Annotated in this window: 20 protein-coding genes and 1 pseudogene; 11 read left to right on the forward strand and 10 right to left on the reverse strand. The window is 71.2% G+C overall.

The window, feature by feature from the left end:
• Positions 1–17: 17 nt before the first annotated feature.
• From IEZ19_RS39325 to modA, 4 genes are all read right to left on the reverse strand, one after another.
• On the reverse strand, positions 18–437 hold the full coding sequence (locus IEZ19_RS39325; protein WP_189316192.1) for a TOBE domain-containing protein: 420 nt from the start codon (positions 435–437) through the stop codon (positions 18–20).
• A 28-nt stretch (positions 438–465) separates the two neighbouring features.
• Positions 466–1,563: an ABC transporter ATP-binding protein gene (locus IEZ19_RS39330; protein WP_189316193.1), complete on the reverse strand. Its 1,098-nt coding sequence runs from the start codon at positions 1,561–1,563 to the stop codon at positions 466–468.
• Positions 1,564–1,969: 406 nt separating this feature from the next.
• Positions 1,970–2,818: a molybdate ABC transporter permease subunit gene (modB, locus tag IEZ19_RS39335; protein ID WP_189316194.1), complete on the reverse strand. Its 849-nt coding sequence runs from the start codon at positions 2,816–2,818 to the stop codon at positions 1,970–1,972.
• Positions 2,815–3,648 carry a molybdate ABC transporter substrate-binding protein gene (gene modA, locus IEZ19_RS39340; RefSeq protein ID WP_189316195.1) on the reverse strand — a complete coding sequence of 278 codons (834 nt, stop codon included), beginning with the start codon at positions 3,646–3,648 and terminating at the stop codon, positions 2,815–2,817. The genes modB and modA overlap by 4 nt, the downstream gene beginning before the upstream one ends.
• Before the next feature lie 209 nt (positions 3,649–3,857).
• Here modA and IEZ19_RS39345 point away from each other — a divergent pair, with 209 nt between their 5' ends.
• The 3 genes and pseudogenes from IEZ19_RS39345 to IEZ19_RS39355 all read left to right on the forward strand — a co-directional run bounded on the left by IEZ19_RS39345 (position 3,858) and on the right by IEZ19_RS39355 (position 6,581).
• On the forward strand, positions 3,858–4,325 hold the full coding sequence (locus tag IEZ19_RS39345; protein ID WP_229841331.1) for a molybdopterin-dependent oxidoreductase: 468 nt from the start codon (positions 3,858–3,860) through the stop codon (positions 4,323–4,325).
• Positions 4,326–4,386: 61 nt separating this feature from the next.
• A pseudogene (locus IEZ19_RS39350) lies at positions 4,387–5,315 on the forward strand (LysR family transcriptional regulator).
• A gap of 105 nt (positions 5,316–5,420) precedes the next feature.
• Positions 5,421–6,581, forward strand: a complete 1,161-nt coding sequence (locus IEZ19_RS39355) for an NAD-dependent formate dehydrogenase (RefSeq protein WP_189316196.1) — start codon at positions 5,421–5,423, stop codon at positions 6,579–6,581.
• Positions 6,582–6,597: 16 nt separating this feature from the next.
• Here the strand turns inward: IEZ19_RS39355 and IEZ19_RS39360 are convergent, their stop codons facing one another.
• Positions 6,598–6,993, reverse strand: a complete 396-nt coding sequence (locus IEZ19_RS39360) for a TOBE domain-containing protein (RefSeq protein WP_189316197.1) — start codon at positions 6,991–6,993, stop codon at positions 6,598–6,600.
• 115 nt (positions 6,994–7,108) lie between these two features.
• Between IEZ19_RS39360 and IEZ19_RS39365 the strand changes: the two genes are divergently transcribed.
• Positions 7,109–7,690: a DUF1707 SHOCT-like domain-containing protein gene (locus tag IEZ19_RS39365; RefSeq protein ID WP_189316198.1), complete on the forward strand. Its 582-nt coding sequence runs from the start codon at positions 7,109–7,111 to the stop codon at positions 7,688–7,690.
• A gap of 144 nt (positions 7,691–7,834) precedes the next feature.
• Here IEZ19_RS39365 and IEZ19_RS39370 read toward each other — a convergent pair whose 3' ends face one another.
• From IEZ19_RS39370 to kdpB (IEZ19_RS39380), 3 genes are all read right to left on the reverse strand, one after another.
• Positions 7,835–9,793, reverse strand: coding sequence for an APC family permease (locus IEZ19_RS39370; RefSeq protein ID WP_189316199.1), 1,959 nt, complete (start codon positions 9,791–9,793; stop codon positions 7,835–7,837).
• A gap of 245 nt (positions 9,794–10,038) precedes the next feature.
• Positions 10,039–10,884 carry an SDR family NAD(P)-dependent oxidoreductase gene (locus IEZ19_RS39375; protein ID WP_189316200.1) on the reverse strand — a complete coding sequence of 282 codons (846 nt, stop codon included), beginning with the start codon at positions 10,882–10,884 and terminating at the stop codon, positions 10,039–10,041.
• A 339-nt stretch (positions 10,885–11,223) separates the two neighbouring features.
• Positions 11,224–13,368, reverse strand: a complete 2,145-nt coding sequence (gene kdpB, locus IEZ19_RS39380; RefSeq protein ID WP_189316201.1) for a potassium-transporting ATPase subunit KdpB — start codon at positions 13,366–13,368, stop codon at positions 11,224–11,226.
• A 569-nt stretch (positions 13,369–13,937) separates the two neighbouring features.
• Between kdpB (IEZ19_RS39380) and IEZ19_RS39385 the strand changes: the two genes are divergently transcribed.
• Positions 13,938–15,350, forward strand: a complete 1,413-nt coding sequence (locus IEZ19_RS39385; protein WP_189316202.1) for a GlnX family signal transduction membrane protein — start codon at positions 13,938–13,940, stop codon at positions 15,348–15,350.
• A 10-nt stretch (positions 15,351–15,360) separates the two neighbouring features.
• Here the strand turns inward: IEZ19_RS39385 and IEZ19_RS39390 are convergent, their stop codons facing one another.
• Positions 15,361–15,789 (reverse strand): hypothetical protein, encoded by a 429-nt coding sequence (locus IEZ19_RS39390; protein WP_229841333.1) that lies wholly within the window; start codon positions 15,787–15,789, stop codon positions 15,361–15,363.
• 183 nt (positions 15,790–15,972) lie between these two features.
• Between IEZ19_RS39390 and IEZ19_RS39395 the strand changes: the two genes are divergently transcribed.
• Complete coding sequence (locus IEZ19_RS39395) at positions 15,973–18,516, forward strand: ATP-binding protein (protein WP_189316203.1); 2,544 nt, start codon at positions 15,973–15,975, stop codon at positions 18,514–18,516.
• Positions 18,513–19,316, forward strand: coding sequence for a DUF4118 domain-containing protein (locus IEZ19_RS39400; RefSeq protein ID WP_308429057.1), 804 nt, complete (start codon positions 18,513–18,515; stop codon positions 19,314–19,316). Before IEZ19_RS39395 ends, IEZ19_RS39400 begins: the two co-directional genes overlap by 4 nt.
• Before the next feature lie 17 nt (positions 19,317–19,333).
• Here IEZ19_RS39400 and IEZ19_RS39405 read toward each other — a convergent pair whose 3' ends face one another.
• Entirely contained in the window at positions 19,334–19,891 is a 558-nt protein-coding gene (locus IEZ19_RS39405) for a hypothetical protein (protein ID WP_229841334.1), read from the reverse strand.
• Between the two features lie 271 nt (positions 19,892–20,162).
• Between IEZ19_RS39405 and IEZ19_RS39410 the strand changes: the two genes are divergently transcribed.
• The 4 genes from IEZ19_RS39410 to kdpB (IEZ19_RS39425) all read left to right on the forward strand — a co-directional run bounded on the left by IEZ19_RS39410 (position 20,163) and on the right by kdpB (IEZ19_RS39425) (position 26,159).
• The gene (locus tag IEZ19_RS39410; RefSeq protein WP_189316204.1) at positions 20,163–22,004 is read left to right on the forward strand and encodes an APC family permease; all 1,842 of its coding nucleotides are present in this window, start codon (positions 20,163–20,165) and stop codon (positions 22,002–22,004) included.
• Positions 22,005–22,261: 257 nt separating this feature from the next.
• Positions 22,262–22,351 carry a K(+)-transporting ATPase subunit F gene (kdpF, locus tag IEZ19_RS39415; protein ID WP_016434100.1) on the forward strand — a complete coding sequence of 30 codons (90 nt, stop codon included), beginning with the start codon at positions 22,262–22,264 and terminating at the stop codon, positions 22,349–22,351.
• Positions 22,352–22,359: 8 nt separating this feature from the next.
• Complete coding sequence (kdpA, locus tag IEZ19_RS39420) at positions 22,360–24,021, forward strand: potassium-transporting ATPase subunit KdpA (RefSeq protein WP_189316205.1); 1,662 nt, start codon at positions 22,360–22,362, stop codon at positions 24,019–24,021.
• 32 nt (positions 24,022–24,053) lie between these two features.
• Complete coding sequence (gene kdpB / locus IEZ19_RS39425; protein WP_373297125.1) at positions 24,054–26,159, forward strand: potassium-transporting ATPase subunit KdpB; 2,106 nt, start codon at positions 24,054–24,056, stop codon at positions 26,157–26,159.
• Positions 26,160–26,163 lie beyond the last annotated feature (4 nt).

Below are 26,163 nucleotides of genomic sequence, written 5' to 3' on the forward strand. Positions count from 1 at the left end.
GGGAGCCCTCGTGTGCGTCAGGCCTTGGCGACGGAGACCTCGGTCGACTTGATCAGGGCGACGGCCGTCGAGCCGGTCGTCAGGGCGAGGTCGTCGACGGCGTCCTTGGTCACGGCGGCGGTCAGCGCGCCGCCGTCGACGGCCAGTTTCACCGCGGCCATCGCCCCACCGGTCGCGATGTCGGTGACGGTGCCCGGAATCTGGTTGCGGATCGACAGGCCCTCCACCGGGCCGGTGGCTAGCGCGACCTCGGTCGACTTCACCAGGGCCCGCACGGCGGCGCCGGGGGCGAGACCGAGGTCGGTCACGGCTTCCTGGGTGATCGCCGCGGTCAGGAGTTGCCCGCCGGTGAGCCGGATCCCGACGGTGGCCATCACCTCACCCGGGGTGACGGTGGTGACGGTGCCGGGGAGTTGATTGCGGATGCTCAGGGTCATGAGCATCAACGGTAGGCCTCTGCGAGTCTTATGCCGGGTATGCGTGGGTCTGCGTCGCCTTGACCGTTGCCCAGACCGCTGCGCCCGGATGCAGGTCGAGTTCGGCGGCGGCGACCGTGGTCAGGTCGGCGGCGAGGGGGAGTTCGCCGGTGAGGTCCGCACGGATCTGGTCGCCGTGGGTCTCCATCCCCGCCACCTCGCAGCGCCAGAGGTTGCGGGCACTCGACCCGGTGGGCCGGTCCCGGTAGAGGGTGACGGCACCCGGCGGGAACGCCACGAACGCCGGGCCGGAGAGTTCTTCGGTCGTGGTGATGGCGGGGCCGGCGTCCAGCGCGACCGTGTGGCCCTCGGCGCGGCCCCGGTACAGGTTCAGGCCCACCAGTTGCGCGATGTAGTCCGTGCGCGGATGCCGGGCGATCTCGGACGGGCCGCCCTCCTGGACGACCCGGCCGTCCTCGACCACGACCAGCCGGTCGGCGAGCACCATGGCGTCCAGCGGATCGTGCGTCACCAGCACGGCCACCGCCTCGAACTCGGCCAGATGACGCCGTAGTTGGGCCCGCACGTCGAGGCGGGTGCGGGCGTCGAGGGCGGCCAGGGGCTCGTCCAGGAGCAGCAGCCGGGGGCTCGTGGCCAGGGCGCGGGCCAGGGCGACGCGCTGGGCCTGACCGCCGGAGAGGCGGCGGGGCTTGGCGCCCGCGTGCTCGGCGAGACCCATCCGCGCCAGCCACGCCGCTGCCAGGGCGCGGGCCTCCGCCTTGCTCGCGCCGTGGCAGCGCGGCCCGAAGGCCACGTTGTCCAGTGCGGACAGATGCGGAAAGAGCAGATAGTCCTGGAAGACGACGCCGACGGGCCGGGATTCAGGCGGAGTGCGATCCAACGAGGCGCCGTCCAGCCGTAGATGACCTCCGGTGAGCGGGACGAGCCCGGCGAGCGCGCGCAACGCCGTGGTTTTTCCTGCGCCGTTGGGACCCAGCAACGCCACGACGTCACCGGGCGCCGCGCGCAGCGCGATGTCGAGCCGGAACACCCCGCGGTCGACGACGAGCCGGGCGTCCAGCCCGTCACCCCGCGCGCGGTCGCCTGCGGCGGCGAGGCCGGCGGTGGTGTCGTCGGTGTGGGTCATGGGGCGCACATCCAGGAGGTGGGCGGGGGAGTGTGGGGTGAGGTGGAGAGTGCCGGGGCCCCGGGGGCGGACGCGGTCGCACCGGCGATCGTACGGCGGTGGGTGGCGCGGCGGGTCTGTTGCCGGGCGGGGTGGGACGAGGCGGCGCGTGGGGAGAGGTGGGGGCGTCGTACGGTCGCGGCGGCTCGTGCGGTTCCGGTTGCGGCGTTGTGAGCGGCCGTCGGGCGCGGTATCCGGGCGTCGGCGACCCTGCGCCGGCACACCGCAGGCCGAGTGACCGGCCCACTCCCGCGTGTACGGCGGCCAGTCGCGCGCCTCGTCTCGCGTGCCCGTCGTGTCGTACCGACTGATGTCATGACCGGCGCGGGCTGCTCCGCGCATGTCCGTCGCCGCGTGCCGACCGCCGTCACGACGCCGTCATCCATCGATCCCGCAGACCCGCCAGGACCGCGATGGAGACGGCCAGCAGGACCAGGCTGAGGGAGATCGCCGCTTCGGGGTCGTTCTGCAGGGCCAGGTACACCGCGAGGGGCATGGTCTGGGTGCGGCCGGGGAAGTTGCCGGCGAAGGTGATCGTCGCGCCGAACTCGCCCAGTGCGCGGGCCCAGGCCAGTACCGCGCCCGCCGCGATGCCGGGGGCGATGAGTGGGAGCGTGACCCGGCGGAACGCGGTGAAGCGGGAGGCGCCCAGGGTGGTGGCCGCCTCCTCGAAGCGGGGGTCGGCCGCGCGCAGGGTGCCCTCGACGCTGATGACGAGGAACGGCATCGCCACGAACGCCTCGGCGATCACGACGCCCGCCGTGGTGAAGGGCAGCGTGATCCCGAACCAGGAGTCCAGCAGCTTGCCGACCACGCCGTTGCGGCCGAGGGCCAGCAGGAGCGCCACACCGCCCACCACCGGCGGCAGGACCAGCGGCAGGGTCACCAGGGCGCGCACGAGACCGCGCCCCGGGAACTCCGTGCGCGCCAGCAACCAGGCCAGGGGGACGCCCAGGACCAGGCTGACGGCGGTCGCGGCGGTCGCGGTGACGAGGGACAGCTGGAGGGCCTGCCACACCTCGGTGCTGGTCAGCTGATCGGGCAGGCTGCTCCAGGGGGCCCTCAGGAGCAGGGCGATCAGTGGGAGGAGCAGGAAGGCCAGCGCCAGAACACCGGGGAGCAGGAGGGGGAGCGGTACCGTCCTCCGGCCGCGCCGGCGCCGCGGGCCGCCCGTGAGGGTGTCGGCCGCGGCACCGGACTTGTCGAGCGTCGTCACGGCTTGAGGAACCCGGCCTCGCTCAGGGCCTGCTGCCCTTCGGCGGACTGGACCAGCGCGATGAACTCCTTGGCCGCCGCCGCGTTCGGAGCGTCCTTCAGCAGGGCGATCGGGTAGTCATTGATGGCCTTGGCCGACTCGGGGAACTCCACGCCCTCCACCTTGCCACCCGCCGCCTTCACATCGGTCTTGTAGACGACCGCGGCGTCGGCCTCCTTCAGGACCACCTTGTTGAGGGCGGACTTGACGTCCTGCTCGTACGACACCGGGGTGAGCTTCAGTCCGCTCGCCTCCAGGGCCTTCTGCGCGGCGGCGCCGCACGGCACGGTCTTGTCGCACAGGATGACCTTCAGACCGGACTTGGTGAGGTCCTTCAGAGAGGCGACCTTGTCCGGGTTGCCGGGCAGGGTGGCGATCTCGAGCTGGTTGCGGACGAAGGTGGCGGGCGTGCCGGACGCGTCGCCCTTGTCCGTGACGATCGCCATCGTCTTGGGGCTCGCGGCGGCGAAGACGTCGGCCGGGGCGCCGCCGGTGATGCTCGCGGCAAGGGTGTCGCTGCCGCCGAAGTTGAAGGTGACCTTGGTGCCCGGGTGCTCCTTCTCGAACTCCTTGCCCAGCGCCGTGAAGCTCTCCTTGAGCGACGCGGCGGCGAAGACGGTGACGGTTCCGGACAGCTTCGGTGACGCGGAGGACGAGGCGTCGGACGTGCCCGAGGACCCCGACGAGGACGAATCGTCGGAGGAGGAGCAGGCGCTCAGGGCCAGCAGGGCGGCGACTCCGGCACCGGCCACCTGCAGCGTTCGTCGGGTCCGGCGCGCGGAACGGGTCATCACGGATCTACTCCTCTGAGTCTTCGGGAAACACTGTCGCGCCCTTCCACGGCCGGGCTGGGACCGTGTGGTGATGATGATACTGCCGCATCTGCTAGGTAGAAGTCTTCTTTCACATCGCATGAGCTGGGTCAATGGCCGACTTGGGTATGCATGTGCGTTTGTACGGTGCCCTCCTCCGGGTACCGTCATCCGGGAGGTGGTGGCACGTGACGCTCGCGGAAGTCGCTCTGACCGGCGACCTGGCCCGACCGGCCCGTCTGACCGTGCCGGATCTGCTCGGCTGGCCCCAGCACCAGGTGAAGGTCGCCTTCGAGTGCGCCACCAGTGGAATCCAGCACCACACGTTCGCCGGTCCGCGCCTGTACGACGTCCTGGCCGAGGCGGGACCCCGCTTCGACCCGGCCCGGCGCAAGGACCGGCTGCGCTTCCTCATCGCCCTCGCGGGGACGGACGGGCACCATGTCCTGCTGTCCTGGGCCGAGATCGACCCGGACTTCGCCCATGCCCCTGTCCTGCTCGCCGTCAGCATCGACGACACCGCGCTCGACCGGGCCGGACCCCAGCTCGTGCTCCCGCAGGACCGCTGCGGGGCCCGGCACATCAGCGGCATCAACGCGATCCGGGTGGACGGCGCCTACCGTTACCGGCAGCCGGAGGCGGCGGCGACCGCGTGAGGCGTGCGGCGGTCCTCGGTGCGGGCCGGTCGAACCGTCCTGTGGTCCGCGGAGGCCATGCATGCTGTTGCGTCAGCTGGAGTACCTCGTCGCCCTCGCCCGGGAGCGCCACTTCGCGCGGGCGGCGGCCGTCTGCTACGTCTCGCAGCCCTCGCTGTCGGCCGCGATACGCCGCCTCGAACACGAGCTGGACGTGCCGATCGTGCGGCGCGGCAGACGGTACGAGGGGCTGACGCCGGAGGGCGAGATGGTGCTGGCGTGGGCACACCGGATCCTCGCCGAGCGGGACGGGCTGCGCCAGGAGCTGTCGGCACTGCGCGGCGGGCTCAGCGGCACGCTGCGACTGGGGGTCGTGCCCACCGCGCTGCCCGCCGCCTCGCTGCTCACCACCCCGTTCTGCGACCGGCATCCACGCGCCCGGGTCGCCCTCGAGTCGCTGTCGTCGGCCGACATCACCCACGGGCTCACCGAGTTCGAGCTCGGCGCGGCGATGACGTACCTGGACGACGACGCGCTGCGGCACGTGCGGCCCTTTCCGCTGTACGAGGAGCGGTACGTCCTGCTCACCCCCGTCGACGGTCCGCTCGCCGGCGCGTCCATGGCGAGGCTCAGGCCGCCGCCCTGCCGCTGTGCCTGCTGAGCCCGCGGATGCGCAACCGCCGCATCGTCGACGAGTGCTTCGCGGCCGACGGCGCCACGGCCGAGGCGGCGATCGAGTCGGACAGCGTGGCCGGGCTGTACGCGCATCTGTCCGGCGGGCGTTGGTCCAGCGTGATCTCGCACGCGTGGCTGCACATGTTCGGAGTACCGGAGGGGATGCGGGTGGTGCCGTTGACGGGACCGGCGCACGGGCCGCGGATCGGGCTGGTCGTGGCCCGCAGCGAACCCCGGCCGGTGCTCGCCGAGGCGCTGGTGACGGTGGCGCGGGAGGCCGGGGTGCGGGACGCGCTGGACGACCTGCTGCGCACCTACCTGGACGGCCACGGCTGATAGCCGCGGGCTATCCCGGCATAACCAGATTCGCTTTGACCTGGGCGTTCGCCCGCGAGGATCGTGAAACGCACCTTCCCACAAGGCAGTTGAGGAGCCGCGACCATGGCCAAGGTGCTCTGCGTCCTGTACGACGACCCGACCGACGGATACCCGACCGCGTACGCCCGTGACGACCTCCCCGTCATCGACCACTACCCGGGCGGCCAGACCACGCCCACACCCGAGGCGATCGACTTCGCTCCGGGCCATCTGCTGGGCAGCGTCTCCGGTGAACTCGGTCTGCGGTCCTTCCTGGAGAAGGCCGGGCACACCCTCGTCGTCACCTCCGACAAGGACAGCGACGGGTCCGTCTTCGACCGTGAGCTGGTGGACGCGGACATCGTCGTCTCCCAGCCGTTCTGGCCCGCCTACCTGACGGCGGACCGCATCGCAGCCGCCAAGAATCTCAAGCTCGCCGTCACCGCCGGCATCGGCTCCGACCACGTCGACCTCGACGCCGCCATCGCGCATGGCGTGACGGTCGCCGAGGTGACGTACTGCAACAGCATCAGCGTCGCCGAGCACGTGGTGATGACGATCCTCTCACTGGTGCGAAACTACCTGCCCTCGCACCGGGTCGTCCTCGACGGCGGCTGGAACATCGCTGACTGCGTGGCCCGTTCGTACGACCTGGAGGGCATGCAGGTCGGCACGGTGGCCGCCGGGCGGATCGGGCTCGCGGTGCTGCGGCGGCTCGCGCCGTTCGATGTGAAGCTGCACTACACCGACCGGTACCGGCTGCCGCGCGAGGTGGAGGAGGAGCTGGGGCTGACCTTCCACGAGAGCGCGGCGGAGCTGGTGCCGTTCTGCGACGTCGTGACCGTCAACGCTCCCCTGCATGCGGAGACGGAGGGGCTGTTCGGGGACGAACTGTTCGGCACGATGAAGCGCGGCGCCTATCTCATCAACACCGCGCGGGCCCGGATCGTCGACCGGGACGCCGTCGACCGGGCGCTGCGCAGTGGGCAGTTGGCGGGGTACGGGGGTGACGTGTGGTACCCGCAGCCCGCCCCGGCCGACCACCCCTGGCGGACGATGCCGCACCACGGCATGACCCCGCACATCTCCGGCTCGTCGCTGTCGGCGCAGGCGCGGTACGCGGCCGGTACGCGGGAGATCCTGGAGTCGTGGTTCGCGCGGCGGCCGGTCCGTGACGAGTACCTGATCGTGGACGGCGGCGCGCTCGCCGGGACCGGGGCGCACTCCTACTCGGTCAGGTCCTGAGCGGCGGGGCCACCGCTCAGACGCGGTCGATGTGCACGTTCGTCGACTTCACGCGGGCGGTGGCCTCCATGCCGACCTCCAGGCCGAGTTCCTCGACGGCCTCCCGCGTCAGCAGCGAGACCAGCCGATGCGGGCCCGCCTGGATCTCCACCTGGGCGGCGACGTCACCGAGCTTGATCGCGGTGACGATCCCGGGGAACGCGTTGCGGACCGAGGTGTACGGCGCGTCCTCGTCGCCTGTCCCGGACCTGGCCAGCTCCACCGAGAACGCGGCGAGGTCCCGGCCGTCGATGAGACGCCGCCCGGCCTCGTCGCGATGGGTGGTCACCCGGCCGGCGTCGGCCCAGCGGCGGGCGGTGTCCGGGCTCACGCCGAGCAGCCGCGCCGCCTGGCCGATCGTGTAGGACTGCATGCCGGTCACGATAGGGCCGGTGGCGGGAACCGTGGACATGGGGCCGACCGTTGGGTATAACGCGATATAGCGTTAATGTGTGGCCGTGGCTGTGGAGACCGATCGGAGTGAGGGTATGTCGGCTGAACTCGTGCCTCCGGGTGCGTCGCCCGAGCTGAGGGCCTCCCATGCGGACCGGGACCACGTGGTGGATGTCCTGACCGCCGCCGCGGGGGACGGCAGGCTGTCCGCCGCTGAACTCGACGAGCGCGTGGAGGCCGCGCTTTCGGCGCGCACGCAGGCGGAGCTGGGCGCGCTGACGGCGGACCTTCCCGCGACGGCCGGGCCGACCCGGGTCAAGGACGTCGCCCGCATCGAGCAGCAGGGCGGCTCCGCCGTGCGCGGCGAGGGCTGGGTGGTGCCGCGACGCATGGAGATCGACTCGGCCTGGGGCGATGTGACGCTCGATTTCACCCGCGCCGTGATCACCCACGACACCCTGCGCATCGACCTGGACATGCGCGGAGGCACGCTGCGTCTGGTGACCCGGCCGGGCGTCGTCGTGGACACCGACTCGCTGGTCATCGGCTATGCCAAGATCAAGGCGCGGCCGGCCGGTGATCCGGGGACACCGGCAGTCCTGCGGGTGGAGGTGGGCGGGCGGCTGAGCTACGGCCGGGTGGTGGCACGCCCGGCACGGCGGGGGTTCGTCAGGTAAGCCCCCGACTCCCTGAGCACCGCCTGTGGGGTGCAACGCCGTAACGGTGCCGGGGTGCTCTCGCGCTGCCGCCCGTGCGGTGCCGGTCGCCCTCGCAGCTCGGGCATCCCCTTCGCCCCGTCGGCCCGATCGCTCGTCGGAGGTTCAGCCCGTGTGGACGCGCGGGCGCCGGGCGGGGTCCGGTTCCGCCTCGCGCAGGACCTCTCGGGTCACCGGGGCCACCTCGCCCTGACCGAACAGGAAGAAGCGCAGGAAATTGGCGAACGGGCCGCCCTCGGTCCATTCGAAGTAGATGTGCGGGGTGCAGCCCGTCTCGTCGCGGACGTGGAGGAGCAACGCCGCCAGGGCGTTCGGGATGGAGGCGGACTCCAGGGTCAGGACGCGGTAGCGGTTGTGCATGACCTCGCCACGCACGGTCAGGCTCGCCTCGAACTCGGAGGGGTCGGTGACCGTGACCTCGACGAAGATGAAGTCCTCCTGTTCCGGCATTTCGTTGTCCCGCCGGATCTGCTCGACCTTGTCGCGGTACTCGGCCTTGTCCCTGCGGTCGGGCTCGTTGGCGATGAAGCGCATCTTGCGACTGGCCATGTCACGGACGAAACGTTCCGCCATCGGGTCGAGCGACACGCTGGTCACGCGGAGCTCGAAGGCCCGCGCCAGCCGGGACAGCAGCGAGACCAGGATGATGCCCGCGATGAAGCAGGCACCGATCTTCACACCGTCGGGTCGCTCGATGACGTTCACGACGGTCGTGTACAGGAACACCGCCGAGATCACCGCGAACGCGATGGACCAGTGGCGCTGTCCGGCCTTGCGCGCGGCGATGGTCACTGCGATCGCCGCCGAGCTGATCAGGACCAGGACACCGGTTGCGTACGCACCGCCCTGGGCGTCGACGTTGGCGTCGAAGATCCAGGTGACCAGGAAGGCGATCAGGGTGAAAACGATGACCATGGGGCGCACCGCGCGGGCCCAGTGCGGGGCCATGCCGTAGCGGGGCAGATAGCGCGGCATCAGGCTGAGCAGCCCCGCCATCGCGGACGCGCCGGCGAACCACAGGATCGCGATGGTCGAGACGTCGTAGACGGTGCCGAAGGCGTTGCCCAGGTACTCGTGCGCGAGGTATGCGAGCGCGCGGCCGTTGGCCTGGCCGCCGGACTTGAACTCGTTCTCCGGGATGAGCAGCGTGGTGATGAAGCTGGTGGTGATCAGGAAGCCGCTCATGATGAGGGCCGCAGTGGTCAGCAGCTTCTTGGCGTCGCGGATCCGGCCGGTCGGCTTCTCCTCGGTGTCACCCGGATCGCCCTCGACGTGCGGCATGACGGCTACGCCGGTCTCGAAGCCGGAGAGGCCGAGCGCGAGCTTGGGGAAGACGATCAGGGCCAAGCCGATCATGACGAAGATGTTGCCGTGTTCCGTGGTCAGGGCGGAGGTCCAGTCCGTGACCACGTGCTCGGCGGTGAGCACGTGCCACAGGCCGCTCACGACCACGACGACGTTCAGTCCGAGGTAGATGCCGACCAGGGTGGCTGCGACGCCGATGGCCTCCAGGAAGCCCTTGAGGAACACCGCGCCGAGCAGGGCGATCAGGAACAGGGTGATCTCCATCTGGTGGCCGTGCAGGACGCCGGTCAGATGCGGGTTCTCCACCAGGTGGGTGGAGGCGTCGGCGGCCGACAGGGTGATCGTGATCAGGAAGTCGGTGGCGGCGAAGCCGAGGAGCGTCAGCACGAACAGCTTGCCCTGCCAGAAGGACAGCAGCCGCTCCAGCATGGCGATGGAGCCCTGGCCGTGCGGGCTCTCCTCGGCCACCCGACGATAGACGGGCAGGGCGCCCGCCAGGGTGACTATGACCAGCACGATGGTCGCGATCGGCGACAGCAGACCGGCCGCCAGGGCGGCGATGCCGGGCTGGTAGCCGAGGGTCGAGAAGTAGTCCACGCCGGTCAGGCACATCACCCGCCACCAGCGCTGGCCCTCGTGCGCCGGCTGCGGCTCGGCGTGTGGCCCCTGACGACCGCCGGCCTTGCCCATGTCGGACAGACCTTCCAGCATCCACGCGCGCAGGCGACTGGGAGGCGGGTGGTGTTCGGTCGTGGCCATCGGCCTGCTCCTTGTGCGGCTCAGTATGTTCCCGGCCATCACGCGGACGGCCGCACCAGGTTAAACAGAGCGTGACGTATAGGCCCACGGATCGAGGGTCCATAGACGTCAAGCTTCCGTTAAGAATGGCCGGACAGGCGATGGCAGCGCATCAAGAAGCGGGCGTGATGAGGCGAAAGCAGGGGCTTGGGCTGTAGGGGTGGCGTCGGTCGGATGTCTCGGAACCGGACACCGAGCGTCATGACCTACGACACCTTGTTGAGGCGCTTGACCGTGCGGTCCTCGGTCGCCGCCGGGGCCGGGCCGACGCGCTCGGCGCGGTCGTAGTAGGCGCCGTTGACGATCTCGACGGCCGGGTCGCACAGCCGGACCACGTGGGTGGCGCCCTCGGCGGGCGAGACGCCCTCGTGCGCGTAGAGCGAGAGCAGCGCCGTGTCGCAGACACCCGGGTGCACCGAGACGGCCGTGACACGCGGGTCGGCCGCGAACACCGTGAGGGCCAGTTGTGCCTGGGCGTACGCGGCGAGCCGGGAGTAGCGGCGGGCCCGGTTCGGGTCGGACCACTGGATGGACGCGGTGCGGTGCAGCGAGGAGGACACGTTGACCACCCGGCCGCCCGGATCGCTGGTCAGCGCCGGCTCGAGCAGGCAGGTGAGCAGGTAGTGGGCGAGGAAGTTGACCTGGAAGGCGATCTCGTTGCCGTCCGCCGTGACGGTGTGCCGCTCCGGCGCGGCCATGCCGGCGTTGTTCACGAGCACGTCCAGGTGCGGGTGCTCGGCGACCACCTTGTGCGCGAGGCTCTCGACCTCGTCGAGGTGCGTGAAGTCGGCGGCGTACGTGCACAGTCGGCCGCCGTCGATGCCGGCGGTGGCGACGAGCCGGTCGGCGGCGGCGTACGTGCACAGTCGGCCGCCGTCGATGCCGGCGGTGGCGACGAGCCGGTCGGCGGCGGCCAGCGCCTCCTCGGCGGTACGGCCGTGCAGCAGCACGGTGGCACCGCGTTCGGCGAGTTGCCGCGCCGTCTCGTGGCCGATGCCGGTGGTTGCTCCGGTGACCAGGACGGTGCAGGACGAAAGGCTGGAGTCGGACATGATCCCATCCGGGGTTGCGGGCATGCGCCGCGGCCCCGTGCGGGGGCGGCGGACGTGCCGGGTGAAGGGGAAGGAAGAGGGACGCCGGACGGAGTCACGGCGCCTCGCGGGTCACGGAAGGCGAAGGCGCGTCAGCGGGACGCGGGCGCTTCCGGGCAGCGCGGCGGACGACGCAGCGGCCGAGCGGGACTCGGCGGCCGGTCGAAGAGGAGCCAGGCGCTGTTCACAGGTCCCATGGAAGCCGTTGCGCACACCCCGGACAAGCGGACGTGCCGTACTCTGACGGCCTTCTGACGTGTGCATACGCGCTCTTGACGGACGGCAGGCCGCTGTCGAGGTTCAGCCGAGACCCGGCACCCCGGAGATCAGCAGGTCGATCAGTTTGATGCCCACGAACGGCAGCACCAGACCGCCGACTCCGTACACGAGCAGATTGCGCCGCAGCAGGTCGTGCGCCGAGGAGGGGGTGTAGCGCACGCCGCGCAGCGCGAGCGGGATCAGCGCCACGATGATCAGCGCGTTGAAGATGATCGCGGAGGCGATCGCGGAGGTCGGACTGTGCAGGCGCATCACGTCGAGTCCCGGGTAGGCGCCGGCGAACATCGCCGGGAGGATCGCGAAGTACTTGGCGACATCGTTCGTGATGGAGAAGGTGGTCAACGCCCCCCGGGTGATGAGGAGTTGCTTGCCTATCTCGATGATCTCGATGAGCTTGGTCGGGTTGGATTCGAGGTCGACCATGTTGCCGGCCTCCTTGGCGGCCGATGTGCCCGTGTTCATCGCCACGCCGACGTCCGCCTGTGCCAGCGCGGGAGCGTCGTTGGTGCCGTCACCGGTCATCGCGACGAGCTTGCCGCCGGCCTGCTCGCGCTTGATGAGCGCGAGCTTGTCCTCGGGAGTGGCCTCGGCGAGGAAGTCGTCGACGCCCGCCTCCTCGGCGATCGCCCGGGCGGTGACGGGGTTGTCGCCGATGACCATGACCGTGCGGATGCCCATCCGGCGCAGTTGCGCGAAGCGTTCCCGGATGCCGTCCTTGACGACGTCCTTCAGATGGACCAGGCCGAGCACGCGCGGCCCGTCCCCGTCGTGCACAGCCACCAGCAGCGGCGTACCGCCGGACGCGGCCACGGTGTCCGCGAACATGCGCGCCTGGGGCGGGACATGGCCGCCGTACATCTGTACCCACTCGATCACCTGCTGGGCGGCCCCCTTGCGGATCGCGCACACCGCGCCGTCGTCCCAGCGCAGGTCGACGCCGCTCATCCGGGTCTGCGCGCTGAACCGCACCCAGCGGGCGTTCGGCAGCTCGCCCTCCACAGGCGCCCGCAGCCCGAACCGCTGCTTGGCCAGCACGACGATGGAGCGGCCCTCGGGCGTCGCGTCGGCCAGTGAGGACAGCTGGGCCGCCTGCGCGAGCCGGGGTTCGTCGACACCGGGCAGCGGCACGAACGCGGCGGCGGCGCGGTTGCCGAGGGTGATGGTGCCGGTCTTGTCGAGCAGCAGGGTGTTGACGTCGCCCGCGGCCTCGACGGCCCGGCCCGACATGGCGAGGACGTTGCGCTGCACCAGCCGGTCCATGCCCGCGATGCCGATCGCGGACAGCAGGGCGCCGATCGTCGTCGGGATGAGCGTGACCAGCAGCGCGACGAGCACGGTCGTCGACTGGGCCGCGTCGGCGTACCCGGCCATCGGCTGGAGCGTCACGACGACCAGCAGGAAGATGATCGTCAGCGAGGCGAGCAGGATGTTCAGGGCGATCTCGTTCGGCGTCTTCTGCCGCGACGCGCCCTCCACGAGGGCGATCATCCGGTCCAGGAAGCTGTGCCCCGGACGTGCGCCGACGCGGACGACGATCCGGTCCGACAGGACCCTGGTGCCGCCCGTGACGCCGCTGCGGTCGCCGCCCGACTCGCGGATCACGGGCGCCGACTCGCCGGTGACCGCCGACTCGTCCACGGCCGCGACGCCGTCGACGACGTCGCCGTCCGCCGGGATCGTCTCGCCCGCCTCCACGAGCACGACGTCCAGCGGCTTGAGTTCGGTGGCGGCGACCGCCTCGGTGCGGGCGGTGTGCACGTTCGTGCCGTAGCGCCAGTCGAGGAGCCGTAGCGCCACCGTGCCGGTACGGGCTCTGCGCAGGGAATCGGCCTGCGCCTTGCCGCGACCCTCGGCGACCGACTCGGCCAGGTTGGCGAAGACCACGGTCAGCCACAGCCAGACGCTGATGACCCAGGTGAAGACCGCGGGGTGCAGCAGCGCGGACACGGTGGTCAGGGCCGCACCGACGGACACCACGAACAGGACCGGGTTCTTGACCAGGGTCCGCGGGTGCAGCTTGCGCAGAGCGTCGGGGAACGAGAGGACGAGCTGGGCGGGTTCGAAGAGGCCGCTCGGTGTGCGGCGTCTCGGTCCCTTGTCCGGCACGGGCCGGGAGGGACGCTGCGGACGGGACGGCTGGGCCTGCTCTGGAGCGGCGCGCAACATGGAGACCTTCGGGTGACAGGGGTGACGGTGGCCGCGGGGACCGTGCGGTGCCGGAGCCCGGCACCGCACGGCTGCGCACGCTCGCCCGGTGAGGGACGACGACGCGGACGCCGTGCGCCCGGCCGCCCCCGATCCGTGTCGGACAGGGGATTCCACAGCCGTGAGGCCGCTGACGCCCGCGGCCTCTTCGGGCGGCCGACCGTGAACCTATCCCCGGACGGGGGTCCGGCCTCCCTGCTCAGCACGGACCTTTGCGGTTCTCGTACGGCCCGTTCGCCGGTGCCATCAAGGTCGTGTCAAACCCACATGAGAAGCCGTCAGAAGCGCGTCAAGGCCGAACGGGTGTGGCCGGATCCGGTCGCAGACTCGTCGGCATGGGGGGCGGGCGACCGTCCGTGGCGTGAGTGGGAGGGACCGTGACCATCACGGCCGGTACATCGCACGAGCCTCGGACGGAGGCCGGCGCGCGGCCACGGCCAGTGGCCGCCCCGTCCGGTGGCCGGCCCGCACCGCGGCCGGGAGGGGAGCCGCGGACGGACGGGCCGGGGTCGCCCCGCCGCCGACAGACCGTGGCCGCGCGGGCCGCTCTGCGCCGCCGCTACTGGGCCACAGTGCCCGCGCGACTGCGCCTCCTGCGCGCGGCCACGGTCCTGCTCGCCGCCGCTCTGGCCGTGCTGCTGCTCGCGGCCGGGCTCGCCACCAACAGCACCTGGGACGCCGTGTCCCAGCGCGACGCACCCCGCACCACCAGCGCCGCCGGCCTCGAGTTGGCCCTGGACGACATGGACGCGCAAGCGGCCAACATCCTGCTGTCCAGCGGTGACGCGGGCGAGGGACGGCTGTGGACGCCGTACCGCAAGGCCGTCGGCTTCTACGCCGACGCCCGCCGCGAGATCGGCCACGACCTGCGTGCCCTCGCGGTCGCCGCCCAGGGCGACAGGGCCGACGAGAAGACCGTGGAGTCCCTCAACGACGACTTCGCCGCATACCAGGAACTCATCGGCCGCGCCCTGGAGAACGACGGCCGCCGCGGCGGCAAGCAGGCCGCGCTCGCCGACTACCGCACCGCCACCGACCTGCTGGACAGCGGACTCCTGCCCGCATCCCGGGAGTTGGTGTCCTCCAACAACGCGGCCTTCGACACTGAGTACGCCTCCGCCCGCTCCACCCTCGCCACCCAGCTCACCGTCGTCCTCGTCCTTGGGCTGCTGCTCCTCGTCGTCCTCGGCGCTCTGCAGTGGTATCTGACCTGGCGCTTCCGGCGGATCGTCAACCCCGGCGTCCTGGCCGCCACCGTCTGCGTGCTGACCGCCGTCATCCTGGGCGGGCAGGTGCTGTCCGCCTCCGCGGAGCACCTGCGCGTGGCCCGGCACGACGCCTTCGACTCCGTCGTCGCGCTCTCGCGCGCGCGGGCCATCGCCTACGACGCCAACGCCGACGAGAGCCGCTACCTCCTCGACCCCGGTCGCCGCGACCGGTACGAGGCGTCGTTCCTCGCCAAGTCCCAGCGGCTGTACGGCATCGAGGGGGCCACGCTCTCGACGTACGACGCCGAACTCGCCACCACCTGGGACGCCTATCGCACCGATCACCGGGACCTGCGCTTCACCGGCGAGTTCCGGCGCGAGCTCGACAACATCACCTTCGACGGCGAGCGGGCCGCCGCCGAGAGGACGGTGGAGGCCTACGCCGTGTACCAGCGGGACGACCGGAAGATCCGGGCTCTGCTCGCGGAGGGCAGGGAGCGGGAGGCCGCGGAGTTCTGCATGGGCTGGGAGCCGGGGACCTCCAACGCGCACTTCGGGGCGTGGATGGCCGCTCTGGACGAGGTCACCGGCATCAACCGGGCCCACTACGTGTCGTCGGTCGCGGCCGGCCGCTCCGACCTCACCGGCCAACTGCCCTGGACCTGCGGTCTGCTGCTGCTCGCCGCCGGGCTCACCGGACTCGGTCTGCGCCCCCGGTTGGCCGAGTTCCGCTGAGCCCGCGGCCTCACGCGTCCGCGAGTCTCGCCTCCTCCAGGTCCAGGGACCGCTGGAGGCATCTGCGGGTGGTGCCGCTGATCGCGTGCTCGGCGTAGAGCCGTTGCAGTCTGGCCGTCTCCACTGGCATCAGGTCGCGCGCAGTCGGCGGTGGACCAGGTCGGCGGGCTGGACGGGCGCGTCGTTGCCGTTGCCCTCGGCCAGGCGGTCGCGGGCAACGTCCGGCGCGCGTCGAGACCGCGGCGGAGCCGGTCGAGGACCACGCCCGGTGCGGCCTCCAGCTCCGACAGCTCCCGATCTCCGGGGCACCCGGCAGCAGCGCCACGGCGCGGCCCGCGACCACCAGCAGGGACGGCGCGGGCGTCCGCCATCGGCGGGCGAAGATCGCCACGACCGTGGCCGGCACCACGAGTGCGAGAACCGTCCCGACGCTGCGCATGCCGCCTCCCTGGGGCCCGATCGGGAGCCACCATGGCTCCCCGGCCGAACAGACCTCCCGGCACACCGCCTTCACCTTGTCCGGCCGCGGCCCGTCAAAGCGGTGTCAACTTCCACGTCAGCGGCGCCAGGGACGCGTCAAGACCGCTGCCGGGGCCCCCGGGGCGCGCTTGTCTGTGAGGTGATGAACGACGTACCGCGCGGACGACTGAAGGTCTACCTCGGAGCGGCACCAGGGGTCGGCAAGACCTACCGCATGCTCGACGAGGCACGGCGGCGTGCGTCCCGCGGCGCCGATGTGGTGGTCGGGTTCGTGGAGTGCCACGGCCGGCCGCGGACCCAGGCAATGTGCGACGGTCTGGAGGTCGTGCCCCGGCTGCGGTGCGGCTACCGCGGCGGGGAGTTCGAGGAGATGGACATCGACGCCGTCCTCGCCCGCCGCCCCCAGGTCGCGATCGTGGACGAGTTCGCGCACACCAACGTGCCCGGCGGCGGCCGCCGGCCCAAGCGCTGGCAGGACATCGAGGAACTCCTCGCCGTCGGCATCGACGTCATCACCGCGGTCAACATCCAGCACCTGGAATCCCTCAGGGACGTCGTCGAGAAGATCACCGGGGTGCCGCAGCACGAAACGGTGCCGGACGAGGTCGTCCGCCGGGCCCGGCAGATCGAACTCGTCGACATCCCGCCCGAGGGCCTGCGCCGCCGCATGGCCCACGGCAACATCTACGCCCCCGAGAAGGTCGACGCGGCCCTGGCCAACTACTTCCGCCCCGGCAATCTGACCGCGCTGCGACAGCTGGCGCTGCTGTGGGTGGCCGATCGCGTCGACGAGGCGCTCCAGACCTACCGGGCCGAGCACGCCATCGGCGGCGTCTGGGAGACCCGGGAGCGGGTGGTGGTCGCCCTGACCGGCGGCCCGGAGGGCGACACGCTCGTACGGCGGGCCGCCCGCATCGCCGACCGGTCCGCGGGCGGCGATCTCCTCGCCGTGCATGTGGCGCGCAGCGACGGGCTCGCCGCCGGTGTCTCGCACGCCTCCCTGGCCCGGCAGCGCAGGCTCGTGGAGGACCTCGGCGGCAGCTACCACTCGGTCGTCGGCGACGACGTGGCCACCGCCCTCGTGGACTTCGCGCAGGCCGAGAACGCCACCCAGCTCGTCCTCGGCACGAGCCGCCGCGGCCGTCTGGAGCGGTTCCTCACCGGGCCGGGCACGGGAGAGACCGTCACCGAGCTGTCCGGGGACATCGACGTCCACCGGGTCACCCACGAGCGGGCGGGGCGCGGCACCCTGCTGCCGTCCCGGCGGCGCACCCTGTCCACCCGGCGCCTGATAGCGGGCCCGGTCGCGGGGCTCGTGCTGCCGGTGCTGCTCACCTTCGTGCTGGCCCAGGTGCGCGGCACCCTGAATCTGACCAGCGAGGCCCTGCTGTTCCTGCTCACCGTGGTCGGAGTGGCCTGCATCGGCGGGGTCACGTCCGCGGTGATCGCGTCGGTCACGGCCTCACTGCTGCTCAACTACTGGTTCATACCGCCCATCGGGCAGTTCACGCTGAACGATCCCAACGCCCTGCTGGCGCTCGGGGTGTTCGCGGTGGTGGCTGCTACGGTCGCCGCCGTGGTCGACCGCTCACTGCGCCTGTCGCGGCGCGCGGCCCGGGCCACCGCCGAGGCGGAGACCATGTCCTCGCTGGCGGGCAGCATCGTGCGCGGTGGGCAGACGATCCCGGCCCTGCTGGAGCGCACCCGCGAGACCTTCGGCATGGATTCCGCGGAACTCGTCCACGAACCGCCCGATGCCCATGGGGCCGGCGAAGGGGCCGGCGACAGCCAGGGGACGACCGTCGTGCCCGCCGGGCCCGGCAACCACCTTGTCCTGCGCGGCCGTACGCCGTCCTCGTCCGAGCGGCGGGTGCTGGCCGCATTCGCCGCGCACGTGGGCTCCGCCGTCGAGCGGGCCCGGCTCGCCGAGGCCGCCGCCGAGGTGGAGCCGGTCAGGGCCGCCGACCGGATGCGTACCGCGCTGCTGCGAGCCGTCGGACACGACCTGCGCACTCCGCTCGCCGCGGGCTGGGCCGCAGTCACCTCCCTGCGCAGCAGCGAGGTCCAGTTCTCGGCCGAGGACCGTGAGGAACTGCTCACCACCGCCGAAGAGTCCATGGCCAAACTGAGCCGGCTGGTGGAGAACCTCCTCGACCTCAGCCGCCTCGAGGCGGGCGCGCTGACGCTGAACCTGCGGCCCACCGGACTCGAGGAGGTCCTCCCGGCGGCGCTCGCGGACATTCCCGGGGTCGAGGTCCACGGCGACCTCGAGCACCTGCCTGCCGTGCTGGCGGACCCGCCCCTGCTGGAGCGCGTCATCGCCAACCTGGCAGGCAACGCGGACCGCCACACCCCGCCCGGCACCAAGGTGCTGATCACCGCGAGCGTGCTGGCGGAGCGGGCGGAACTCCGTGTCGTGGACCGGGGGCCCGGGCTGCCGGCGACGGGCCGGGACCGCCTCTTCGAGCCCTTCCAGCGGCTCGGCGACACCGACAACACCACCGGACTCGGCCTGGGGCTCGCGCTCGCCCGCGGGCTGACCGAGGCCATGTCCGGCACGCTCACCCCCGAGGACACCCCCGGCGGCGGGCTGACCATGGTCGTCTCGCTGCCCCTGGCCGAGGCGGCCGAACCCGAACCACAGCCGCATCCGCAGGGTGCGCAGAGCGTAGGAGGTGCCCCGTGAGCACCGTGACCGGCATCCGCAGCCCCTACCGTTCCGCGGGCCGTCAGCGGCCGGCGGTCCGGCCGCCGCGCGAACGCGTCGCCCTGGTCGCGAGCCTCCTCGCCCCGTTCCTGGTCGCGCTCGTCCTCGTGCCCTTCCGCACGCACCTGTCACACACCAACGCCGCCCTCGTCCTCGTCGTGGTGGTCGTCGCGGTCGCCGCGCTGGGCAGCCGTACGGCGGGCGCCGTCGCCGCCCTGTCCGCGGCCGCCTGGTTCGACTTCTTCTTCACCCGCCCGTACAACACCTTCGACATCACCGCCTCCGCCGACGTCGAGACGGCCGTCCTGCTGCTGGCGGTCGGCCTGATCGTGTCCCAGCTCGCCATGCGTGCCCGGCGGCTGGAGGTGATCACGGTGACGGACGCGGGCTATCTCGCGCGCATCCACGCCACCGCCGACCTCGTCCAGTCCGCCCGGTCCGGCGACACCGTGGTCGACCACGTCCGCCGCGAACTGACCGAACTCCTCGGCCTGCGCGGCTGCCGCTTCGAGTACGGCACGCTCCTCGGGCAACCGCCGCGCCTGGAGCAGGACGGCGGTGTCACGACCGGCCGCCGCAACTGGGACGTGGACACTGCCGGCTGGCCCGAGGGCGAGATCGAACTGAGGGCGTACGGCAACGAGCACTACCTCGGCCGCTTCATGCTCACCTCGGGCCCGGGACCGGTGCCCCCGCTCCAGGCCCGGCTGGTCGCGGTGACGCTGGCCGACCACGCGGGGGCGGCCCTGGACACGTCGGGACCGGCGCTCCGCCGCTGAGCGGTCCCGGCGCGCGGCTACTCCAGCCCGGACGCCCTGAACACGTTCTGCGCGGTCACCCGGTCGATGCGTTCCGACACGCGGTGCAGCGCCGTCGTCCCGCACAGCAGGATCCCGGCCGACTCCGACTTCCGGGCGTCCTCGTCGAGGCGGTACCAGAGGTCGGGGTTGTCCACCAGGACCTGGGGGTCGATCTCGACCCGCTCGCCGAAGGAGTCGCGCAGGACGAGCCGCTGGGCGACGCCGTCCAGGCAGCGCACCGACACCAGCAGGTCGGTGCGGACCCGGCGGGTGCGCAGCAGGCGGCGGGAGCTCAGCCAGCCCTCACCCGCGCGGACCCGCGCCGGGAAGAGCACCACGAACAGCAGCCACGCGAGCGTGACCCACAGGGCACTGCGCCACCAGGAGAGGCTGCCGGCACCCCAGTCGATGAGGAACAGCGTCAGGAGCAGCGCAGCCGCACAGCGGACCGCGCTGTGCAGGTTTCCGGCCCAGCGGCGGTCGTGGGCCACAGCCGTGTTCTCCGATGGCTGTGCGTCCAGCACGTCGCGTCGCGCGTCCTCGGGGTGCTCCATGGCGCAGACGGTAGAGGCCGGGCGTGTGTGGGGCAGCGTGCCTTGACACGACTCTGACGAGCGGGCGGCCTTTCTTGACGCCTGGGCAGCGTGCGGGTGCGTAATCCGCGTCACAACGGCGTCAAGGGCACGTCAGGGTCGGCGGGCTTCGCGCGAAGAACGCGCAAGGGGCGGCGGGAGCCGTCCGCGGCGGGACACAACCTTGGTGCACCGCGCGCGGCCCGTCCGCGCGCGGACGTACATCCCCGTGGTTATGAAGGAGCACCCGCTCATGGCCGTACTGACCGCCGAACCGGGCGCCGTCCCCGCCGGCGACGAGCCGCCCGATACCGGCGAACGGCATCGCCTCACCGCCGTCACCGGTCTCGCCGCACTGTCGCTGGACGCCATGGCGTCGGTGGCCTACGGCCCCGAGGCGATCGTCCTCGTCCTGGCCGCCGCCGGTGCGCACGGCCTGGGCTTCACGCTGCCCGTCACGCTGGCCATCGCCGCGCTGCTCGCGGTGCTCGTCGCCTCGTACCGGCAGGTGATCGCGGCCTTCCCGGACGGCGGCGGTTCGTACGCCGTCGCCAGGACGCACCTGGGTGCCCGCACCAGCCTGGTGGCGGCCGCCTCCCTGGTCCTGGACTACGTCCTGAACGTCGCCGTCGCCGTCACAGCCGGCGTGGCCGCCCTGACCTCCGCGTTCCCGGCCCTGTACGACGAGCGGCTGTGGCTGTGCCTGGCCGTGCTCGCGCTGATCACGGCGGTCAACCTGCGCGGCATCGTGGAGTCGGCGAAGGTCTTCATCGTGCCGACCGCGGTGTTCGTCGGCTCGGTCTTCGTGCTGATCGTCGTGGGCCTGTTCCGGTCCTCGCCGGTGAGTACCGCGACCGCGGCCGGGCACTCCTCCGTCCTCGCGGACAACGCCACGACCGTGGGCGCTCTGCTCCTGCTGAAAGCTTTCGCCTCCGGGTGCTCGGCACTGACCGGTGTCGAGGCCATCGCCAACGCCGTCCCTTCCTTCCGCGTCCCGCGCGTCAAACGCGCCCAGCGCGCGGAGGTCGCCCTCGGTGCGGTGCTCGGCGTGATGCTGATCGGCCTGTCGGTACTGATCTCCCGCTTCCATCTCCAGCCGGTCGAGGGCGTCACCGTCCTCGCCCAGCTCGCTGACGCCTCGCTCGGTCACAACGCCGCGTTCTACGTCATCCAGTTCGCCACGATGATCCTGCTGGCGCTGTCCGCGAACACCTCCTTCGGCGGCCTGCCCGTGCTGCTGAAGCTGCTCGCCAGGGACAACTACCTGCCGCACGTCTTCGCCCTGAAGGCCGACCGCCAGGTCCACCGCCACGGCGTGCTCGCCCTGGCCCTCGTCTCCGCAGCACTGCTGGTGTTCTCCGGCGGCGACACCAACACCCTCGTGCCGCTGTTCGCCATCGGGGTGTTCATCGGGTTCACCATCGCCCAGGTCGGCATGGTCCGGCACTGGCGCCTCCAGCGCGGCCCCGGATGGCGCGGCAAGGCGCTGCTCAACGGCTTCGGTGCCGTCCTCACCGGCGTCTCGGCGGTCGTGGTCACGGCGAGCAAGTTCGCGGACGGCGCCTGGCTGATCGTGGTCGCCCTGCCGCTGCTCGTGGCGGCCTTCCGCGCCGTGCACCGCGCCTACGCACGGATCGGCGAGCGCCTGGGCCTGGGCCGTGTGCCCGGGACCCCGCACCGGGAGCGCTCGGTCGTGATCGTGCCCGTGTCCTCGATCTCCCGGCTCACCTCCGAGGCCCTCAGCGCGGCCGCCTCGCTCGGCGACGAGGTCCGCGCGGTCACCGTGTGCCACCCCGACCCCGAGGACCGGGCTCACCTGCACGCCCTGGAGCGCGCCTGGGCCGAATGGGACCCCGGGGTGCCGCTGATCCGGCTGAACTGCGCCCGTCGCACCCTGGGCCGCCCCATCGCCGCGTACGTCCGTGAGGTCGCCGCGGCGGAACCGGCCACCCGGGTCACCGTCCTGATCCCGGAGACGGAGCCCGAGCGGCTGTGGCAGCGGCTGCTGCAGAACCAGCGGGGTGCCGTCGTCGCGCACGCCGTACGGCGGGAGACGGACGCCGTGATCTGCCGACTGCGATTCCGGCTGTCCTGACGCATTCCGGCCCCGGATGGCGGCCCCTGCTTGCAGGTCGGCCAGGCGGACGTAAGAGTCCCGTCAAAGGCGTAAACGCGGCCGTAAGGGAGCCGTCAACGGGAGTCGGATCCGGCCAGAAGCAGGGTTTCCTCTAACAGTCCACGTCCGATTCGAACCTCATCCCAGGAGTTCACGATGGCCGATCTGGCCTTCGTCGTCACCACGATCGCGGTCTTCGCGCTGGTGGCTCTCGTCGCCAAGGGGGTGACGAAGCTGTGACCGCCGAGAACATCGTCGGCCTGGTTGTGGCCGTCGCCCTGCTGGGCTATCTCGTCCTCGCCCTGATCTTCCCGGAGAGGTTCTGAGACTGACCATGGGTCCCGTACTCGCAGGCATCCTCCAGCTGCTCGCCCTCGTAGGGGCGCTGGCGATCGTCTACGTCCCCCTCGGCAACTACATGGCCAAGGTCTACTCCTCCGACAAGCACTTGCGTGTCGAGAAGTGGATCTACAAGGGCATCGGTGCCAACCCCGACACGGAGATGCGCTGGCCCGCCTACCTGCGCGGCGTCCTCAGCTTCTCCGTCGTGGGCGTCCTCTTCCTCTACCTGCTGCAGCGGCTCCAGGGCGTCCTGCCCGGTTCGCTGGGATTCTCCGCGATCGAGCCGGCGCAGGCGTTCAACACCGCCACGTCGTTCGTCGCCAACACCAACTGGCAGTCGTACTACGGCGAGCAGGCCATGGGCCACGTCGTGCAGACCGCCGGTCTGGCCGTGCAGAACTTCGTCTCGGCCGCCGTCGGTATCGCGGTCGCGATAGCTCTCGTGCGCGGCTTCGCCCGCTCGCGCACCGGCGAGCTGGGCAACTTCTGGGCCGACCTGGTGCGCGGCACGGTCCGCATCCTGGTTCCGATCGCCTTCGTCGCGGCGATCGTCCTGGTCGCGTGCGGCGCCATCCAGAACTTCTCCGGCATCCACGAGGTCGGCCAGTTCATGGGCGGCTCGCAGCAGTGGAACGGCGGTGCGGTCGCCTCGCAGGAGGTCATCAAGGAGCTGGGCACGAACGGCGGCGGCTACTTCAACGCCAACAGTGCCCATCCCTTCGAGAACCCCACCCCGTTCACGAACCTCGTCGAGATCTTCCTGATCCTGGTCATCCCGTTCTCGCTGACCCGCACCTTCGGCATCATGGTCGGCTCGGTCAAGCAGGGCTACGCGATCCTCGCGGCCATGGGCACCATCTGGCTGGGCTTCACCGCCCTGATGATGTGGACCGAGTTCGCCCACCACGAAGGCGCCCTGCAGATCGCCGGCGGTGCGCTGGAGGGCAAGGAGGTCCGCTTCGGCGTCGGCGGCTCGTCGATCTTCGCGGTGGCGACGACGCTCACCTCGACCGGCGCGGTCGACTCCTTCCACTCGTCGTTCACCGGCTTCGGCGGCGGCATCACCATGCTCGGCATGATGCTCGGCGAGATCGCGCCCGGCGGCGTCGGCTCCGGCCTCTACGGCATGCTGATCATCGCGATCATCGCCGTGTTCATCGCCGGTCTGATGGTCGGCCGCACGCCCGAGTACCTGGGCAAGAAGATCGGCTCCCGCGAGATCAAACTGGCGGCCGTCTACATCCTGATCACCCCGGCGCTGGTGCTCGTGTTCTCCGCGCTCTCCATGGCGCTGCCCACACCACCGAATTCGATGCTCAACCCGGGGGCGCACGGCTTCTCCGAAGTCCTTTATGCCTTCACGTCCGCCGCGAACAACAACGGTTCGGCCTTCGCGGGCCTGAACGCGAACACCGACTGGTTCAACACCATGACCGGACTCGCGATGCTGCTCGGGCGCTTCCTGCCGATGGTGTTCGTCCTGGCGCTGGCCGGCTCGCTGGCCGAACAGAAGCCGGTGCCCGTCACCGCAGGCACCCTGCGCACGGAGAAGCCGATGTTCACCGGACTGCTGGTGGGCGCCATTCTGATCATCGTCGGTCTGACCTACTTCCCGGCGCTCGCGCTCGGGCCGCTGGCCGAGGGGCTGGCGTGATGACCACTCGCATACAGAAGCAAGAGGACTCCATGTCCACAGCCACTCCGACCCGGGCGCCGCACAGCGACGTACCCACCGGTCACAAGTCCCCCGAGGGCCGTGTCGGCGCGGGAATCTTCGATCCCAAGCAGCTGGTCAAGTCGCTGCCGGACGCCTTCCGCAAGCTCGACCCGCGGGTGATGATCAAGTCCCCCGTGATGTTCGTGGTGTGGATCGGCTCCGTGCTGACCACGGTGTTCTCCTTCACGGATCCCAGCGACTGGTTCGGCTGGGCGATCAGCGCCTGGCTCTGGCTGACCGTCATCTTCGCCAACCTGGCGGAGGCGGTCGCCGAGGGCCGCGGCAAGGCACAGGCGGACACCCTGCGCAAGGCCAAGACGGACACCGTGGCGCGCCGGCTCCTCAAAGACGGCAGAAGCGAGGAGCGGGTGCCGGGCACCGAGCTGCGCGTCGGCGACCTGGTCGTCTGTGAGGCGGGCGACGTGATCCCCGGCGACGGCGACGTCGTCGAGGGCGTCGCGTCGGTCGACGAGTCGGCGATCACCGGTGAGTCGGCTCCGGTGATCCGCGAGTCCGGCGGTGACCGGTCCGCGGTCACCGGCGGTACGAAGGTCCTGTCCGACCGCATCGTCATCAAGGTCACGACAAAGCCGGGCGAGACCTTCATCGACCGGATGATCAACCTCGTCGAGGGCGCGGCACGGCAGAAGACACCGAACGAGATCGCGCTCAACATCCTGCTGGCGTCGCTGACGATCGTCTTCCTGCTGGCGTGCGCTACGCTCCCGCCGTTCGCCGACTACGCGGGCACGCACCTGACGATGGTCGTGCTGGTGGCCCTGCTGGTCTGCCTGATCCCGACCACGATCGGCGCGCTGCTGTCCGCCATCGGTATCGCGGGCATGGACCGCCTGGTCCAGCGCAACGTCCTGGCGATGTCCGGCCGTGCGGTCGAGGCCGCCGGTGACGTCTCCACCCTGCTGCTCGACAAGACCGGCACCATCACGCTCGGCAACCGCCGTGCGTCCGAATTCGTGCCGGTGCAGGGGGTGACCGGCGCCGAGGTGGCGGACGCCGCCCAGCTGTCGTCGCTGTCCGACGAGACGCCCGAGGGCCGTTCCGTAGTGGTGCTGGCGAAGGAGAGGTACGGGCTGCGCGAGCGGCACCAGGGCGAGCTGACGCAGGCCGAGTGGATCGGGTTCACCGCTCAGACCCGGATGTCGGGCGTGGACGTGGACGGGCGCAGCATCCGCAAGGGCGCGACCGCTTCCGTCATCGCCTGGGTGCGTGACCGTGGCGGCGAAGTCGCCGAAGACGCTCAGGAGTTGACCGACCAGATCGCCGGCGCGGGCGGCACCCCGCTGCTCGTCGCCGTCGACGACGCCCACGGGGCCCGGGTGCTCGGTGTCATCCACCTCAAGGACATCGTCAAGGACGGCATGCGGGAGCGGTTCGACGAGCTGCGCCGCATGGGCATCAAGACCGTCATGATCACGGGCGACAACCCGCTGACGGCCAAGGCGATCGCCGAGGAGGCGGGCGTCGACGACTTCCTCGCCGAGGCCACTCCCGAGGACAAGATGGCCCTCATCAAGCGGGAGCAGGCCGGCGGCAAGCTCGTCGCGATGACCGGTGACGGCACGAACGACGCCCCGGCGCTGGCACAGGCTGACGTCGGCGTGGCGATGAACACGGGCACGTCGGCCGCCAAGGAGGCCGGCAACATGGTCGACCTCGACTCCAACCCGACCAAGCTGATCGAGATCGTGGAGATCGGCAAGCAGTTGCTGATCACCCGTGGCGCGCTGACGACGTTCTCCATCGCCAACGACGTGGCGAAGTACTTCGCGATCATCCCGGCGATGTTCGCCGTGGTCTACCCGGGCCTGGACAAGCTGAACATCATGGCACTGTCCTCGCCGGACTCCGCGATTCTGTCCGCGGTCGTCTTCAACGCGCTGATCATCATCGTGCTGGTGCCGCTCGCCCTGCGGGGCGTGCAATACAGGCCGGTGAGCGCCGACAAGATGCTCCGTCGCAACCTGGGTATCTACGGCCTCGGCGGCCTGATAGCCCCCTTCATCGGCATCAAGATCATCGACATGATCATCTCCCTCATCCCCGGAATCGGCTGATCGC

Origin of the sequence: Streptomyces brasiliensis (assembly GCF_014647875.1) — a bacterium.
In the GTDB taxonomy this organism is placed as follows: Bacteria; Actinomycetota; Actinomycetes; order Streptomycetales; family Streptomycetaceae; genus Streptomyces; species Streptomyces brasiliensis.